Annotated in this window: 10 protein-coding genes and 1 pseudogene; 5 read left to right on the plus strand and 6 right to left on the minus strand. The window is 61.8% G+C overall.

Features of this window, described 5'->3' with window-relative positions; translation table 11 throughout:
- Nucleotides 1-168: 168 nt before the first annotated feature.
- Together AC1DYF_RS11270 and AC1DYF_RS11275 are read right to left on the minus strand one after the other, a co-directional pair.
- Nucleotides 169-1,305 (minus strand): HNH endonuclease, encoded by a 1,137-nt coding sequence (locus AC1DYF_RS11270; protein ID WP_477876817.1) that lies wholly within the window; start codon nt 1,303-1,305, stop codon nt 169-171.
- Between the two features lie 192 nt (nt 1,306-1,497).
- Nucleotides 1,498-4,116, minus strand: coding sequence for an ATP-dependent helicase (locus AC1DYF_RS11275; RefSeq protein WP_477876818.1), 2,619 nt, complete (start codon nt 4,114-4,116; stop codon nt 1,498-1,500).
- Between the two features lie 178 nt (nt 4,117-4,294).
- Between AC1DYF_RS11275 and AC1DYF_RS11280 the strand changes: the two genes are divergently transcribed.
- The 5 genes and pseudogenes from AC1DYF_RS11280 (at nt 4,295) to AC1DYF_RS11300 (ending at nt 9,774) form a co-directional block, all read left to right on the plus strand.
- Complete coding sequence (locus tag AC1DYF_RS11280) at nt 4,295-5,482, plus strand: efflux RND transporter periplasmic adaptor subunit (protein WP_477876819.1); 1,188 nt, start codon at nt 4,295-4,297, stop codon at nt 5,480-5,482.
- Nucleotides 5,479-8,640, plus strand: a complete 3,162-nt coding sequence (locus tag AC1DYF_RS11285; RefSeq protein WP_477876820.1) for an efflux RND transporter permease subunit — start codon at nt 5,479-5,481, stop codon at nt 8,638-8,640. Before AC1DYF_RS11280 ends, AC1DYF_RS11285 begins: the two co-directional genes overlap by 4 nt.
- Nucleotides 8,641-8,666: 26 nt before the next feature.
- Nucleotides 8,667-8,855: pseudogene (locus AC1DYF_RS11290) on the plus strand (ribbon-helix-helix domain-containing protein); the annotation flags it as partial.
- A gap of 9 nt (nt 8,856-8,864) precedes the next feature.
- Nucleotides 8,865-9,269: a bleomycin resistance protein gene (locus AC1DYF_RS11295; RefSeq protein ID WP_477876902.1), complete on the plus strand. Its 405-nt coding sequence runs from the start codon at nt 8,865-8,867 to the stop codon at nt 9,267-9,269.
- 175 nt (nt 9,270-9,444) lie between these two features.
- The gene (locus AC1DYF_RS11300; protein WP_477876821.1) at nt 9,445-9,774 is read left to right on the plus strand and encodes a hypothetical protein; all 330 of its coding nucleotides are present in this window, start codon (nt 9,445-9,447) and stop codon (nt 9,772-9,774) included.
- A 71-nt stretch (nt 9,775-9,845) separates the two neighbouring features.
- On the opposite strand, the gene AC1DYF_RS11305 is transcribed toward AC1DYF_RS11300, so the two are convergent.
- The 4 genes from AC1DYF_RS11305 to AC1DYF_RS11320 form a co-directional block, all read right to left on the minus strand.
- Nucleotides 9,846-11,282, minus strand: a complete 1,437-nt coding sequence (locus AC1DYF_RS11305) for a methyl-accepting chemotaxis protein (protein WP_477876822.1) — start codon at nt 11,280-11,282, stop codon at nt 9,846-9,848.
- A 134-nt stretch (nt 11,283-11,416) separates the two neighbouring features.
- Nucleotides 11,417-12,178 carry an AAA family ATPase gene (locus AC1DYF_RS11310; RefSeq protein WP_477876823.1) on the minus strand — a complete coding sequence of 254 codons (762 nt, stop codon included), beginning with the start codon at nt 12,176-12,178 and terminating at the stop codon, nt 11,417-11,419.
- Nucleotides 12,179-12,193: 15 nt separating this feature from the next.
- Nucleotides 12,194-15,805 (minus strand): AsmA family protein, encoded by a 3,612-nt coding sequence (locus AC1DYF_RS11315; RefSeq protein WP_477876824.1) that lies wholly within the window; start codon nt 15,803-15,805, stop codon nt 12,194-12,196.
- A 185-nt stretch (nt 15,806-15,990) separates the two neighbouring features.
- Nucleotides 15,991-17,403, minus strand: coding sequence for an FAD-binding oxidoreductase (locus tag AC1DYF_RS11320; protein WP_477876825.1), 1,413 nt, complete (start codon nt 17,401-17,403; stop codon nt 15,991-15,993).
- Nucleotides 17,404-17,481: the final 78 nt, after the last annotated feature.

Here is a 17,481-nt window from a genome sequence, read left to right on the forward strand (position 1 = left end):
AAGGACAATTGGTTTTGTGGGGTGAGGAGTGCGCCGCCAAAAAACTGAATTATTTGGCGAATTGCCGCCTCGGCCGATAAGCTGCCGTCTTCGGAATCGCGGCGGCTTCGTATGGATGGCGCAAATTGTAACTTTAATATCAATTCATCACAATCAAAGATTGCGACCTTAAATCAGGAGACGGAATTGCTGAATTTTGTCACTAAGTATGTCCGCAGGGTCGCCCTCAGCAAGCGTTGCAAGCAGCATCGCTTCCATGTCTCTATCTTCAAGGACGACAATAAGTTTCGAATGCATCAGCCATTGCTCCCGAATCGTTATTTGAGCCAGGCGGTCAGGTCCTTGGCGTCCAATGATAATTGCGAACTGGCCGACACCATGCGGCTTTAGATAGTTGGCGATTTGTAAGACATGTGCTTTAGAAACCTTGCCTTTACTATTTTTTGCATCAACTAAGACGTAGTCGGCACAGTAGCGCTGGCGTAACGTAAGCCAAAAACCTTCGGAAGCATAGTTAGGAAAGATAAAGTCTCTTCGATTGACTTTTTCGAAGTCGGCGTTCTCAGAAAATGGTTTGTTAAGAGGAGGACAGAATAGCATCTCAAGCGCTCGGCCGATCAGTTTTTGGTAAGTGCTCCAGCCGGGTAGACCAAACGGACAATTCTTGATGTCTTCGATTAGCTGCAGCTCTGGTTTCTTCCGGACCAGAGCGCGATGAAAGAGCGCACTATAGTAGCCGTCCTTGGTTCTTTGTATCTCCTTTGAAAATAACGAACCAATCCGGTCAATGTCCCAAATCTCGACAGCGTGTCTAGTAAGTTCCTCGACGATTTCCGGCGCTACTTTTCCCGGGAACGCAAGAATAGCTTGGATATCAGGCGCGGCCCCCTTGTATTTCTCCAACTGTCGTAGAGACTCTGCAACACGAGGACCTGACAGAACCGAAATTGATTTACACTCAACTAGGACCTTGCGCTTCGAACCGCCCGGGCTTGTTTCAACGGCGATAATGTCAGGCCGGAGCCTGTCGGGACCGATGGCGGGATCGCTTTCAATCGCACTAAACCGTGAGCTCTCCTTCATCAACTCGGTGACAAACGATACGAAATGGGCTTCCGACGGAAGCCGCTGCATGAGAACATGACAATTGACGCAGATTGCTTCGAGATTTGATAAATCTGTGGTGCCACCTTCTGACAACGGAACAATGAACCCAAGTTCCAGCGGCACGCCTGCGGTGCCACAATGTTGACACCGGCCATGTGCTGCCGCCAAAGCAGCTTCGCGGTCCGCTGCCTTTATCATTGGTCGAGGTCGGTTCAAGTTTATTGCTCCTCGTTGATCGCATCGATCAAAACCGACTTATTGGATGAAGCACGTCAGATCAGTCGCCGTTTTCGGGCCAGCGTCAACGAGTGTGAGCTTGATGCCCAATTCCCGCGCGGTCGTTGCTCGAATATTCGCTTTAGACCACCAAGATCCGGAGCGATCCATCTGTCACACCCGCTCCACAAACCCGTCCAGCACCCTCTTCTGCCCAGCCCGGTCAAAATCAATCGTCAGCTTGTTCCCCTCGATCCCGCTGACATTCCCGTTGCCAAACTTGATGTGGAACACCCGATCCCCGATCGCAAAGGCCGACGGCGTGTCCACCTTCGACTTCGCCACCAGTTCCCCCTGGATCACCTTGCCCGTCGGCCCCGCCTCGCCATAGCCGACGCGTTCCACGGCCATGCCCGAGCGGCTGCCCCAGTTGTTGCGGGTGGCGTCGGTCTTGTTTTGCTGGGCGCGTTGCCAGCCCGGCGAATTGTAGCCGGAGGAGAAGGGTTCCTGGCGGTCGAAGCGGGATTGGCCATAGGGGTTGCGGCCGTAGCCGCCGTAGTTCTGTTCGACTTCGGCGACCTCGACATGGTCTTCCGGCAGTTCATCGAGGAAGCGCGAGGGGATGGTCGATTGCCAGAGGCCGTGGATGCGGCGGTTGGAGACGAACCAGATGTGCAGGCGCTTCTTGGCGCGGGTGATGCCGACATAGGCCAGGCGGCGTTCTTCCTCCAGGCCGTTGCGGCCGCCTTCGTCGAGCGAGCGCTGGTGCGGGAACAGGCCTTCCTCCCAGCCGGGCAGGAAGACGGTGTCGAATTCCAGGCCCTTGGCGGAGTGCAGCGTCATGATCGAGACGGCGTCCATGCTCTCGTTCTGGTCGACTTCCATCACCAGCGACACATGTTCCAGGAAGCCGCGCATGGATTCGAAACTGTCCATCGAGCGGATCAGTTCTTTGAGGTTTTCCAGCCGGCCTGGCGCTTCGGCGCTCTTGTCGGCCTTCCACATGTCGGTATAGCCGGATTCCTCAAGTATCTGTTCAGCGAGCTCGGTATGCGGAGTCGATTCAAGCGCTTGCTGCCAGCGTTTGAAGTTCGTGACGAGGTCGAACAGCGACTTGCGCGTCTTGGGTTTCAGGTCTTCGGTCTCGATCAGCCGGGCGGATGCCTCGAAGACGGGGATCTTTTCGCGCCTGGCATAATCGTTGAGGAAGCGGATCGTCGTGTCGCCCAGGCCGCGCTTCGGCGTGTTGACGATGCGCTCGAAGGCGAGGTCGTCGGCGGGCTGGCACACCAGGCGGAAATAGGCCAGCGCATCGCGGATTTCCATCCGCTCATAGAAGCGCGGGCCACCGACGACGCGGTAATTCAGGCCGAGCGTGACGAAGCGGTCTTCGAATTCGCGCATCTGGAAGGAGGCGCGCACGAGGATCGACATGTCGTTGAGCTTGAACCCCTTGCGCTGGAGCTGTTCGATTTCCTCGCCGATGGCTCGGGCTTCTTCCTCCGAATCCCAGGAGGCGTGCACCTGCACCTTGTCGTCGTCGGGATCGGCAGAGTCGGTGAACAGCGTCTTGCCGAGTCGGCCTTCGTTATGGGCGATCAGGTGGCCGGAGGCGCCGAGGATATGGGCAGTGGAGCGATAGTTGCGCTCCAGGCGCACGACGGTGGCGCCGGGAAAATCCTTTTCGAAGCGCAGGATGTTGTCGACATCCGCACCGCGCCAGCCGTAGATCGCCTGATCGTCGTCGCCGACGCAACAAATATTAATTTGTTGCGATTCTTTTGCGCTCACGCTGTCGCCGCTATCGCGGCTGCGCTCCGCAGGGGCGGGCGAAACGTCGCCCGGCCAGCTACCGCTGGCTCGGCCTTCGGCCGGCTGTGCCTTACCTACAGGCTGGTCTTTCCGCTTCGGCCGCTGGGCCAGCAACCGCAGCCACAGATACTGCGCCGTGTTGGTGTCCTGATACTCATCGACGAGAATGTAGCGGAAACGGCCCTGATAGTCCGCCAAAATATCCGGATTGTTGCGGAGAATGCGGATCGGGTGCAGCAGCAGGTCGCCGAAGTCGCAGGCGTTGAGCGTCAGCAGGCGGTTCTGGTAGGCGGCGTAGAGTTCGCGGCCTTTGCCGTTGCCGAAGGAGCGGGCGTCGCCTTCCGGAATCTGGCTGGGGTCAAAACCCTTGTTCTTCCAATTGTCGATCATCAGCGCGAATTGCCGCGCCGGCCAGCGCTTGTCGTCCAGGCCCTCGGCCTGGATCAACTGCTTGAGCAGGCGATTGACGTCGTCGGTGTCGAGAATGGTGAAATCCGATCTCAGCGACACGAGCTCGGCATGCCGGCGCAGGAATTTGACGCCGATCGAATGGAAGGTGCCAAGCCAGGGCATGCCCTCGACCGCTTCGCCGGCCAGCTTGCCGATGCGCTCGCGCATTTCGCGCGCCGCCTTGTTGGTGAAGGTGACGGCGAGGATCTGGCTGGGATAGGCGCGGCCGGTGGCGAGGATATGGGCGATGCGGGTGGTCAGCACCCGCGTCTTGCCGGTGCCGGCGCCGGCCAGCACCAGGACGGGGCCGTCGAGCGTTTCGACGGCGCGCAGCTGTTCGGGGTTCAGGCCCTCGAGATAGGATGGCTTCTGTCCGCTTCCCTGGCGTGCGGCGAGCGCTCTTGCGGCTAGGCCGCCCGCGGGCTTGTCCGTGGCTGCCGGCTTCTCCGGCTTTTCGGGCGCACGTGCAGCCTTCGGCGCACGCGGCGCCGGCTCCTCGTCGAAGAAGGGGATGTCATCAAAGCCGCTCATCTCGCCTCCCATGCCCGATTCGGCGATTTTTGGCAAAGGCCGGTCACGATTTGTTCACAGAGCACGTTCACAACTACATTACAATTCGTCCATGTGACAAATGCCAACTTGCCCCATGCAAACTAATCAAAGATAAGCATTGATGGGGGAGAATCCATGGCGTGCCTGGAGACCGTCGATGCGCATCCTGACCCAACTCCTGACCGGCCTGGTGTTCTTCGTTGTCGGTGCGCTCATTCTTATGCACTACATGCCGGGCTCGGCCGTCTTTGCCCGCAAGCTCGGCATACCGGAAAACGTCGTGGCGCTGGTGGGCCGCGAGGCGCCCACCGCCAAGCCGGGTGACAAGGGCCATCGCGGCGGATTGAACGGCCAGTTGACGGTCGTGGTCAAGCCATCCAAGATGGGTGAGGTCGCCGACAGGCTGAATGCCATTGGCGATGGGGTTGCGGTACGCTCGGTGGCAGTGACGCCGCTGGTGCCGGGTCAGGTCGCCGAGGTGCTGGTCGAGCCGGGCCAGAAGGTCAAGGCCGGCGATATCATCGCCAGGCTGGACGACGATGTCGAAAAGATCGCCGTGCAATCGGCCAAGGTGGCGCTTGAGGGCGCACAGAATACGCTCAGCCGCAACCAGAATGTCGAGAAGATCATTTCGCGCGCCAATCTCCAGGATGCGCGGACGGCGGTGCAGACGGCGCGGCTTAGTCTGTCGATGGCTGAGCTCAATCTCTATCGCCGCGACATCCGCTCGCCGGTGTCAGGCATTGCCGGCATCGTCAATATCGACGTCGGCGCCTATGTGACGGTGTCGACGCCTGTTGTCACCATCGACGACCGTTCGACGCTGCTGGTCGACTTCTGGGTGCCGGAACGGTTTACCGGTCTGGTCAAGATCGGCCAGGCGGTCGAGGCCGATCCGATCGCCAGCCAGAAGACCTATGCCGGCAAGATCCAGGCGATCGACAACCGCATCGATGTGGCAAGCCGCACGCTGCATCTGAGGGCCGAAGTGCCGAACGAAAATGACGAGCTGCGTGCCGGCCAATCCTTCGAAATGGTGATGCAGATGCCCGGCGACACCTGGCCGTCGGTCGATCCGCTCGCCATCCAGTGGGACAGCAACGGCTCCTTCGTCTGGCGCGTCGGCAAGGACAACAAGGTCGAGAAAGTGCCGGCTGTCGTCATCCAGCGGAATTCCGACAGCGTGCTCGTGCAGGGCAAGATCAATCCGGGCGACCGGATCGTCACCGAGGGGCTGCAGCGGCTGCGCAACGGGCTCGAGGTCAAGCTCTACGACGAAAAGGACGGCAAGAACGATCCCAACAAGGTCGCAGAGGCGGACCAGACCAAGGCGGCGAGCCCATGAAAGCTGCCTCCACGGTCCAGAGGGCGTTTTCCGCCTCACTGTTCGTGCGCCGGCCGATCCTCGCCTTCGTGCTCAACGCGTTGATCGTTGTCGCCGGCCTTGCCGCTTTCCGCGGCATCGAGGTGCGCGAACTGCCCTCCGTCGACCGGCCGATCGTCACCGTCCGCAGCCTGCTGACCGGCGCCTCGCCCGAGACCATGGACCGTGAGGTGACGGATGTGATCGAGGGCGGCGTGGCGCGCGTCACCGGCCTCAAGGCGATGCATTCGACCTCGGCTTTCGGCACCAGCAAGGTGACGCTCGAATTTTCCGATTCCACCGATCTTGCCACCGCCGCCGCCGATGTGCGCGATGCGCTGAGCCGCGTCAGCAACAATCTGCCCCTCAACATGGACGCGCCGCAGATCGTCAAGGCCGACGCGGACTCGGACCCGGTGATGCGGCTCGCGGTGACGTCGACCGTGATGAAGGCCGAGGACCTGACGGCCTATATCCAGGACAGTATCGAGTCACGGCTGGCCTCCGTCGATGGCGTCGCCGACGTGCAGTATTTCGGCGACAAGAAGAAGGCGTTTCGCGTCGATATCGACCAGGCCAAGCTTGCCAGCCGCGGGCTGACCATTGCCGACCTGAAGGACGCGCTTTCCACCGCAGCCCTCGACGTGCCGGCCGGCTCGATCGAAAGCCCACAGACCAATATCGTGGTGCGCGCCACATCGGACCTGACGACGCCCGAGCAGTTTGCGGCGATGATCATCAATGGCAAGGTCAGGCTCGGCGATGTCGCCACCGTGTCGCTCGGCGCGGAGGAGGGCACGTCGACGATGCGCTCCAACAGCATTGCCGGCGTGGGCCTCGGCATTATCCGCCAGGCGCAGTCCAACACGCTCGACATTTCGCGCGGCGTGCGCGCCATGGTGGCCGAATTGCAGAAGACCATGCCGAAGGGCATGGAGATCCGCGTCACCAGCGACGATGCCAATTTCATCCGTGGCGCGATCGAGGAAGTGGTGGCGTCGCTGATTCTTGCCGTCATCATTGTCGTGGCGGTCATCTTCCTGTTTCTCAGGAGTTTCACCGCGACATTGATCCCGACGATCACCATGCCGGTGGCACTGATCGGTGCGCTGGCGGCCATCTATCTCGCCGGTTTCTCGGTCAACATCCTGACGCTGCTGGCGATTGTGCTGGCGACAGGCATGGTGGTCGACGACGCCATCGTCGTGCTCGAAAACATTGTCCGCCATCGCGCCGAAGGCATGGGGCCGCGCGCAGCGGCCGTGCTAGGCACGACACAGGTGTTCTTTGCCGTGGTGGCGACGACGATCACGCTTGCGGCCGTGTTCGTGCCGCTCGCCTTCCTGCCCGGCCAAGCCGGCGGCTTGTTTCGCGAATTCGGTTTCACGCTCGCCGTCTCGGTGCTGCTTTCCGGCTTGGTGGCGCTGACGCTCTGCCCGATGCTCGCCTCGCGCATGCTTGGGCGGCATGATGTCGAGGAGCATGGCGGGCTGCTCGGACTGTTCGGCACGGGTTTTGCCAAGCTTTATGAGAAGACGCTCGCCGTCGTGCTCGCCGTGCCGGGCATGGTGGTTGCCGCGGCGGTGCTGATCTCGTTTGCCGCCGTCGTGGTGTTCTTCTCGCTCGGCCAGGAACTGACGCCGCGGGAAGATCGGGCCACGATCATGATCCGGGCGCAATCGGCGCAGGGCTCCAGCTTGGAATATACCCAGGATCAGCTCGCCAAGGTCGAGGAACAATTGCAGCCGCTGGTCGAAGGCGGCGAGATCCAGAACGTCTTCACCATCAGCGGCCAAAACGGCCAGGCCAACCAGGGCATGATCATCCTCACTCTGGCGTCCTGGGAGAAGCGCTTCCGGTCGCAGACGGAGATTTCCGCCGATGTGCGCAAGGCGCTGCTGGTGGCACCGGCGCTGCAGGCCAATATCGTCCAGCCCAATAGTCTCGGCATTCGCGGCGCCGGTAGCGGCCTGAATTTTGCGTTGCTCGGCAGCGACTATGATCTGCTCTACAACAACGCGGCGAAGATGATCGATGCGCTGAACGCCAGCGGCAAGTTCGACCTGGTGCGGCTCGATGCCGACCCGACGCAGGCGCAGATCTCGGTCAATATCGATCGCGAGCGCGCGGCCGATGTCGGCATCAACATTACCGGGCTGTCGGACGCGCTGCAGGCGCTGCTCGCCGGCACCTCGATCGGCACCRTCTATCTCGAAGGCCGCTCCGTCGACATCATGCTGGTGTCGACCAACAATCCGATCGATGACCCGCAGGACCTGCAAAACATCTTCCTGAAGACCAAGGACGGCAAGTTCGTGCCGATGTCGACGGTCGCTTCGCTCACCGAACGGTCGATCCCGCCGCAGCTGGCGCGCGAGCAGCAGACGCGAGCGGTGTCGATCACCGCCGTGCCGAAGGATGGCTTTGGCTTGGGCGATGCGCTGGCGCTGGCGGAAACCACCGGTGCGGCGATCCTGCCGCAGGGCGTACATATCCTGCCGCTCGGCGAAGCCGCAACGCTCCACGAGAATTCGTCGGGCATGACCGGTGTGTTCGGCTTTGCGCTGGTGATCATCCTGCTGGTGCTGGCGGCGCAGTTCGAAAGCTTCCTTTCGGCGCTGATCATCATGTCGACCGTGCCGCTCGGGCTTGCCTGCGCGGTGTTTGCGATGATGCTCACCGGCCAGACGATCAACATCTACAGCCAGATCGGCCTTGTCATGCTGGTCGGCATCATGGCCAAGAACGGCATCCTGATCGTCGAATTCGCCAATCAGTTGCGCGACGAGGGCCAGAGTGTGAGGGATGCGATCGGCAATGCCTGCCGCATCCGTCTCAGGCCCGTAATGATGACGATGATCGCCACCGTGCTCGGCGGCGTGCCGTTGACGCTGGCCGCTGGCGCCGGTGCTGAAGCGCGCGTGGCGCTCGGCTGGGTGATCGTCGGCGGCCTTGGGCTGGCGACGCTGGTGACGCTCTATATCACGCCTGTCGCCTATCTCCTGATCGCCGGCCTGACCAAGCCGCAGGCGCACGAGGAAGGACGGCTGGCACAGGAAATGGAAGAGGCGCATGCGCTCGACCGCGAGGTCGAGAAAACGCGTGACCTGCCGCCGCCGCTCGCCGAGGCCGCCGAATGATCCGAGTAAGTCCGAGATAAATCACGATGATCCGGAAATATTCGATCACGCTGCATGGACACAGAACCTCCTTCTCGCTCGAGGAGGAGTTCCATAACGAACTCAGGGCGCTCGCGGCCGCGCGCGGGCGCTCTCTGGCGGCCGTTATAGCCGAAGTCGACGAAACGCGCGACGAACGCGACAACCTGTCCTCGGCACTTAGGGTGCATGTGCTGAGGAATTGCATGAGGATGGGCGGGGTGGACAAGACCGTCATTGAAAGTGCGGCGACGATCGTGCCGGTGAGCGATATCCGTCGCAGCGCGGATTTTTATGTCAACGTGCTCGGCTTCGAGCTGTGCTTCCTCGCCGGCGATGGCAGCTTCGCGCGGGTCTCACGCGACCAGGCGATGATCCAGTTCATTCACACCGACAATCCGGACGTGCTGAACGCCACGGCCAACAACATTTCGATCTATCTGACGGTCGACGGGGTCGACCGGCTGTTCGACGTGCTCAGGCCGGCGCTGGGAGAACTGCCGGAGGGCAGGGTGCGGCCGCCTTTCGACCAGTCCTACGGCATGCGCGAATTCCATGTGAAGGACCCGGACGGCTGTCTGCTGTTTTTTGGTGAGCGCGTTGCGGGTTAGATTCGGTCGGCGATCGCTGTGAACCAGGCAATTCGGACCATTCCCTCGGCAGTGAGGGCGGTCGTTCCTGTGTAATATTGTCGCAGGTTGCAGCGGTTTCCAGACATGACCCGCGGTTGACAGCACAACCATTTCAAGTACATCTCGCCATGGGACAATATCTTAAGGGGCGAATATGTATCGGAAATTTCTGTTTGGTGTCGCCGTTACGGTCGGTGCCTTCATTTTCAGCGGCGCGGCGCATGCTGAGACGATGACGGCCAGATGCATGATCGAGGCTTCCGCACATGGTGGCAAGAAATATGCGGTGCTGAAATGCGACAAGTCGGATCGTCCAGGGGACTTCGTGATCCGCAACCTGGTGTGGGAGAAGGATGATCGCGCGGGCTATAACAGGATCGCGCGCCTTGCCGGACGCCGCTTCACCTGCGACATTTCCATGGGAACTACCAGCCGCGACGGCGACACCGAAACTACCCACTACAATCTCAAGAAATGCCACTGACCGGCTGACCTGACAGCCGCAAGTTTGAAGTTGGACGCCGCTTCCGGTCGTGGAGGCGGCGTCCTTGTGCTTTAAGCGGCGCGACGTGCCGGCGCATAGCCCGGCGCGGCAGACGACAGCTTGAACAGGCCGACAAGCTGTGAAAGCTGTGCGGCCTGGTCGGAGAGGGTGACGCTGGAATTGGCGGTCTCCTGCACCATGGTCGTGTTCTGCTGCGTCATCCGGTCCATCTGGCTGACGGCGCTGTTGATCTCGTTGATGCCGGTCGACTGTTCCTGGGCGGAATGGGCGATATTGTCGATCAGCTGGGCGATGTTGTTGATTTCGACGATGATGCTTTCCAAGGCTGTGCCGGTGCGATCGACCAGGGCCACGCCGCGCTCGACATGCTGGGAAGACGTGCTGACCAGCGCCTTGATTTCCTTGGCGGCGGTGGCGGAACGCTGTGCCAGTTCGCGCACTTCCTGGGCGACGACGGCAAAGCCCTTGCCGGCTTCACCGGCACGCGCGGCCTCGACGCCGGCATTGAGCGCCAAGAGGTTGGTCTGGAAGGCGATCTCGTCGATGACGCCGATGATCTGGCCGATCTGGCCGGAGGATTTTTCGATTTCCGACATGGCCTGAACGGCATTGCCGACGACGGCGCCGGATTCCTCGGCGGCGGAGCGCGCCTTGGAGGTGAAGCCGGTCAATTCCTTGGCGCTCGACGCGGTTTTCTGTCCGGTGGCGGTGATCTCTTCGAGGGCTGCGGCTGTCTCTTCCAGCGAGCTTGCCTGCTGTTCGGTGCGCTTGGCGAGATCGTCTGTGGCGTGGCTGATATTGTTGGCGCCGTTGAGCATACTGCCGATGGTCGAGGCGACTTGAGCGAGGATGTTCTGCAGCTTTTCGGTGGCGGTGTTGAAGTCGCGCTTCAGCACGTCGGCCGACTCCGGCAGCGTGCCGGTGATGCGGTGGGTGAGGTCGCCATTGGCCAAGGCCGCAATGGCTTGCAGCATGGCGCTGATCGCAACCTTGCTTTCCTCGGCGCTCTTCTTGCCTTCCTGCTGCAGCATGACCTGTTCGTGGATGTCGGTCAGCGAACCACAAGCGCGTACAGTGACGCCATCGGATTGAAATTTGCAGCCGCCCGTGGCGCGGAACCAGCGGTAGGAGCCGTCGCGGACCTTGAGGCGATAGGTGACGTCGTAGCGACTCTTGCCCGACTTGTCCTGCAGGTGGCCGCCAAAGGCGGCGAAGGTCGGCGCCACATCATCGGGATGCAGGCGGTCGGACCAGGATTGCACGACATTGGGATATTCATTGGCGTTGCTGTAGCCGATCAGCCGGCGGAACTCGGCAGACCAGGTCCAGCGGCTTTCGGGGTGCATGGCGTCGCCATTGTGCAGCACGGCTTCCCAGAGACCGATGCCGCAGGCCTCGTCAAGAAGCTCAGACCGCTCGGTCACGTCTTTCAGACGCGCTGCCAATGCCTCGAATTCCTTGCTGGAATGCTTGCCGAAAATGCCCATGTTCCCCTCGCTGGCAAATATCATCCACGAACGGGATGAGTTGAGGAACGTAGTAAATGAAGGTGGTTAACAAGGTGTTCGCATTGTTTTGGTTGAAGTCTTTGCTTCGTGCGATGCAGGGTTTTGGAGTATTGTCACTCTCTTATATCCAGCTGTTCTTCAATGAATGCTTCCGGTGCCTCGGCGAATTCGCGGTAGATGGCGAAATGACTGGTTTCGCGTAGCGCCGTCGGCACGATCTCGCCGCGCGTCATCGAAAACAGGGCAGCGCCCGGCAGCGCCATCAGCAGCGGCGAGTGAGTGGCCATGATCACCTGGCCCTGGCCGCTCTTCTTGATGCGCGCGATGAGCTTCAGCAGTTCGACCTGGCGGGAGGGGGAGAGGGCGGATTCCGGTTCGTCGAAAACATAGATGCCGCGGGATTGGCAGCGTTCTTCGAAAAAGCGCAGGAAACTTTCGCCATGCGAATGCGACAGGAAGTCCGGCGGCGGCGCGTCGGAGTCGAGGGCTGCGACGTCGAGATAGCGCGCCACGGTAAAGAAGGTCTCGGCCTTGAAGAACCAGCCATGGGTGACCTTTGGCAGCCAACTGGCCCGCAGATGCGCCGACAGCCGGTCGCCGGATGTCTCAACCGCCCGTGCGTGATCCGTCGGCCGATAGCCATTGCCGCCGCCGGCCTGGTCGAAGCCGATCAGGCCGGCAATGGCCTCCAGCAGGGTGGATTTACCGCTGCCGTTTTCGCCGACGAAGATCGTCACGGCATTTTCGAAATGGAATTCGAAATCGCCTTTGCGGTAAAGCGGCAGGAAGAAGGGATAGGCGGAGGCGTCGAACGGTTTCTCCGGATTCATCCAGATGCGGCGCAGGAATGGGGCGCTGAGGATCGGCTTGTGCATACCAGCGCGCCCTGCCTATTGTGCCGGCACGTCTTCGGGATTGACGGTGCCGTCCTGTTGCGCGCGACGCTGCTCTTCCTCCTGGCGCGCCAGCGCCTTCAGCGCTTCCTGCTGCTGTTCGAGCAGGCGGGCGTCGTCGGCGGCCTTTTGCTTCAGCTGTTCGCGCTCGGCGTCGCGGGTGCGGTAGAGCATCGATTCACGTCGCAGCCGCTGCTGCTCGGCCATCTTGGCTTGCAGGATCTCGACGCGGCGGCGCTCCTGATCGAAGCGGCGCAGCGACAGGAAGCTGGTCATCTGCGCGACATCGACGGTGCGGGTCGGCGCGATGAACGGGCCTTGCCAGAGCAGGCGTACGGTCGGATCGGCGCCGGTGACGGCCTGTTCGCCGGGGTTGAAGGTGGTCTGAACGGTGGCGTCGAGCGTCGCATCGGCAAGCGCCAGCGTGCCTTCGGCGTCGAGCTGGATGTCGTCGTTTTTACCCTCGACCTTGTCGGCGCGCAGCTTTGCGCCGGTGATGGCGAAGGGAATGTTCAGCTTGTCGAAATCGAGCGTGCCGTCGAACAGCGAGGCCTGCACGGTCGGCGCCACCATGGCGTCGTTGACATCGGTGGGCACCGCGTCGACGGCCTTGAGGATCGGTGCCAGCGCCTTGCTGTTGAGGCCGCTGATGCGGAGATCCGAAAGTTCGAGCCTGCCTGAACCGGTGGCCGTATCGAGCATGGCCTGCGGGCTGGTGCCGGTCGTATCGATCACCAGCGACAGGTTGGACCGGGCGCTGGCGACCGGCAGGCCGGCATGCTGCCAGAAGGCGGTTTTCATCGCCGCGTCGGTGACGCCGAGCCGGGCGCGGAAGAAAGCATTGCCGTCAGTATCGCCCATCTCGACATTGCCGGTGAACCGGCCGGGCGGGAAGAAGGCGCCGCTGGCATCGCTGATCGCGATGCGGCCCGGCTCCGAGGTCAGCTTGCCCTTGAATTGCTCGACCGCGCCAAGCGCGCCGAGGTGGAACTGGTTGACGGTGAGCGCTACCGTGGCAGAAGCAGGCAGGCCGGTGTTCTTCGGCACCGGCAGGCGCGACAGGCCAGGGGAGGACGGATTGGAGACATTGCCGTAGATCGCTTCGGCGAGCCACATCAGGTCGGCGCTGTCGAAATGCAGTTCGCCGCCAAAGATCGGCGCCTGCTGGCGGCGGTCGAGATTGAGGATGCCGCCGAACTTGTTGCCATCGGTATCGCCGGCAATGTTCTCGATGCCGATCGCTTCCGCCGTGGTGTAGATATTGGCGGCGGCCGTGAACGGCAGGCCTTCGCCCAGGCGCGGCAGCGACACGCCGGTCATGATCAGGTAGGGGGCGAGATCGCCGCTATCGACTGACAGCGAATAGGAGCCGTTGAGGAAATGGGCGGTGTCGAGCGCCGTCTGGCCGGCAATCTTCACATTGGTCGTGCCTGAGGCGAAGGAGAAATTGACCTGCGGATCGCTGTCGGCCGGCTGCTCGACATGCAGCGTCAGGATGCCGTCCTGGTCGGCGTCGACAGGGATGGTGGGCAAGCCGGCCTGGCCGAGCATCACCCAGGCATCCGGGTTCTCGATCGTGGCATCCAGCGACAGGCCGCCGGAATTGACCAGGTCGAGCGATTGTGCGGCGAGCCTGGCATTCAACCGGCTGCCATGGGCAATGCCGCTCATGGCGGCCTCGATCGGCCAATCGCCTTCGCCCAGCTTGAGATTGAGGGAGAGATCGCTGCCTTGGTAATATTTGGCGCTGGCCGCAAGCCGCCGGATCGCCGGATGCACCGGCAGCGCGCCGGCCACGAGGTTGAAGAGTGCCGTCGGATCGGCGGATTTTATCTTGATCTTCGCGTCCCCGACGGGCTGGCCGCTGAGATGGGGGAAGTTGCCCGTCAGGCCGATTTCGGCGCCATAAAAGTTCTTCGCTGACAGGCGGGCATTGGTGATGCCGCCATCGGCGAGCGAAAAGGTCGTGTCGATGCCGTCGGCCTTCAGCCCGTAGGCGCTGAAATGGTCGAATTTCAGTCGTGCGGCGATCTGGTGATTGAAGATCGAGTTGATCGACGCCTCGCCGGTCAGCAATCCGCCGAGCGCCATCACCGTATCGAGATCGAACTCGTTGCCGGTCAGCTCGGCCGACAGTGTCGGTGGGGCACTGTCGGACAATGTGTGCTCCAGCCGTCCCTTGAGGCTGGCGCCGCCGAAGCCGATTTCGAGGTTTTCGAAGCGCTGCAGGTCCGGCGTGATGCTGACATCGGCGGCAAAGCCTGCGGTCTTCAGCCGCCGCACCGATTCCGGCACCTTGCCCGTCACCCATTCGGCAAAGCCGGAGGGCTGGTTGGACGCGAGGATGAGTTCGCCATCGAAGGAGGGATCGCCCAGCACGGTGAGCTTGCCTTTGGCCGACAAGGTCGTGCGGCCGGGAAGCTGGGCTTCGGCCTTGTCGATCTGCCAGCCATTGCCGGCCGGATGCATGTTGAGGGTGATGTCACGGATCACCGTGTCCTCGGCCACCAGCCCGGGCAGCGAGATCGTCGCCTTGCCGGGCATGGGTGGGATGGGGATGTCACGCGCCAGCGTCATCAGCGCCTTGAGGCGGTCGCGCACCGAAATCGCCGATTTCCCGTCGTCGGCCTGCGGGCCGAAGCGGCTCATGTCGATCTGCTGGCCGACGGCGGTCAACAGGAAATCCGGCTTGCGGCCGGCATCGATGGTTGCTTCGCCGGTCACCACATAGGGGTCGGCGGGATTGCCCATCTGGAATTCATACTTTTTGATCCGCAGCTTCTCGTTGCTGAGCGCGAACTCGCCGGATATGCGCGGTGCCGGCGATTTCTGGCCCTCGTTGACCTCGCCTTCCTCCAGTGCGGTCTCGGAGCGATATTTTTCGCGCAGACGGAAGCTGCCGGCATATTCCGGGCGCAAGCCGTTGAGACCAAGCGAGCCATCCATCTCGGCGACGATGCCGGGATCGTCGGGCAGGAGGCGAAGCTTGAGGAACAGCTTGCCCTGGTCCGGCACCGAGGTGGTCATGACAAAGCCGCCGGTCAGGCCATCGATGACGCCGCGGCCATTGACCTTCCAGGGGCCGGCCAGCGTCTTGGCCGAAAGCTTCAGGTTCAGGTTGGTGACATGCCGGTTGTGACCCGTCTGGTCGTCGATGAACAGCACTTCGCCATTGGTGATCGAGACATTTTCCAGCACCACGGTCGAAGCGGGGATCTGCGGATTGCCGGTCTTGACCCAGTCGAGCGAGCCATCCTCGGTCAACCTCAGCTTCACTTTCGGATGATCGAGATGCATGTTGTAGATCAGCGCTTCGCCGCTGAGGAAGGGCGCGAGCTCCGATTCCATCGAGAACTTGTCGGCAACGACGATCGCGTCGCCGGTCTCGTCCTCGCCGACGCGGACGTCGGTCATCGTCACGCTGGGGAAGGGGAGCAGGCGTGCGTCGACGCGGCCATGCACCACCACCTTCTTGCCGATGATGCGGCTCGCCTGCTGTTCGAAATCGTGGCGGAAATCTGTCCAGTCGATGAAATAGGGTGCGAACAGCGCTGCAAACAGCGCGATCACCAGGAGGCCGCCGACAACGACGAAGATGCGGCTTAGCACCGGCCAACCTCCGAAGATACGGAAATCAAAGGCAATTCGGGGGAGCGGGCTGCTCCGGTATCGAAGGTCTCAAATCTCATCGTCATCTCTCAAAGCACGGACTAGGTTAGGGCATTTAGGCCCCGACGCAAGCGTGAAAGCGGCGGCGCGACATTAATCCAGAACGAAGATTCGGCGCGACGATTTCAATCCAGGGCGAAAATTTTCCCCGGGTTGAAGATGTTCTTCGGGTCGAGCGAGCGCTTGATCTGGCGCATGATATCGACCGAGCCGCCGAGTTCTGCCTTGAGGAATTCCTGCTTGCCCTGGCCGATGCCGTGCTCGCCGGTGCAGGTACCGTCCATGGCGAGCGCCCGCGCGCTGAGACGGTCGATGAAGGCTTCGGCCTTGGCGATCTCGACCGGGTCCTTGTCGTCGATGACCAGCGAGACGTGGAAATTGCCGTCGCCGGCATGTCCGACGATCGGGCCGATCAGGCCGTGCGCGCGGATATCGTCCTCTGTTTCGGTGACGCATTCGGCGAGCCGCGAGATCGGCAGGCAAACATCGGTGGCGATCGCCGACCAGCCGGGTTTCAGCGCCTTGGCCGACCAATAGACATCATGCCGGGCCTTCCAGATCTTGGCGCGTTCGGCGCTGTCGCGGGTCCAGACGAAATCGCCGGCGCCGTTTTCGCGTGCCACGTCGCGAAACGCTTCCGATTGCAGCGCCACCGACGCCGGCGAGCCGTGGAATTCGAGGAAGAGTGACGGCATTTCCGGCAGGCTGAGGCCGGAATAGGCATTGGAGGCCCGCACCTGGTCGGCGTTCATCAGTTCGATGCGCGCCACGGGAATGCCGAGCTGGATGGTCATGATCACGATTTCGCAAGCCTGCCTCAGGCTTGGAAAATTGCAGTAGCCGCCGGCGATCTCTTCCGGAATGCCCTGCAGGCGCAGCGTCACAGAGGTTAGCACGCCAAGCGTACCCTCGGCGCCGACGAGAAGCCGCGTCAGGTCATAGCCGGCCGAGGATTTTCGCGCCCGGCGGGCGGTGCGGATTTCCTCGCCATTGGCCATGACGGCGGTCAGCGCCAGCACATTGTCCTTCATCGTGCCATAGCGCACCGCATTGGTGCCGGAGGCGCGCGTCGAGGCCATGCCGCCGATCGAGGCATTGGCGCCGGGATCGATCGGAAAGAACAGGCCGGTGTCGCGCAGATAGGTGTTGAGTTCCTCGCGGGTAATGCCGGGCTCGACCGTGCAGTCGAGATCATCCGGATTGACCTCGAGCACCTTGTTCATGCCCGAGAAATCCAGCGAGAAGCCACCGGATGGAGCATTCACCTGACCTTCCAGCGACGAGCCGGTGCCGAACGGGATCAGTGGAACCGTGTGCTCGGAGGCCAGCCGGACGACGGCCTGCACATCCTCGGCACTCTCGACGAAGACCACGCCGTCGGGCAATTGTGCCGGCACCCAGGTGGTGGTGTGGGCGTGCTGGGCGCGGATCGCCTCACCGGTCTGGAAACGGTTGCCGAAGCGTGCCGCAAGGGCGGCAGCCATGGCGTCAATGCCTTCGTCGTTGCGAAGGCCGGGATGGATATGAGAAATGCCCATGGGAGTAACCGTGCGTCGAGACCGGGAGCGATTCCAATACCTTGTGTTTGGAAATCGCCCGAGTAATGTGCCAAGCAC

The organism is Rhizobium sp. P2_G9, from assembly GCF_056403475.1.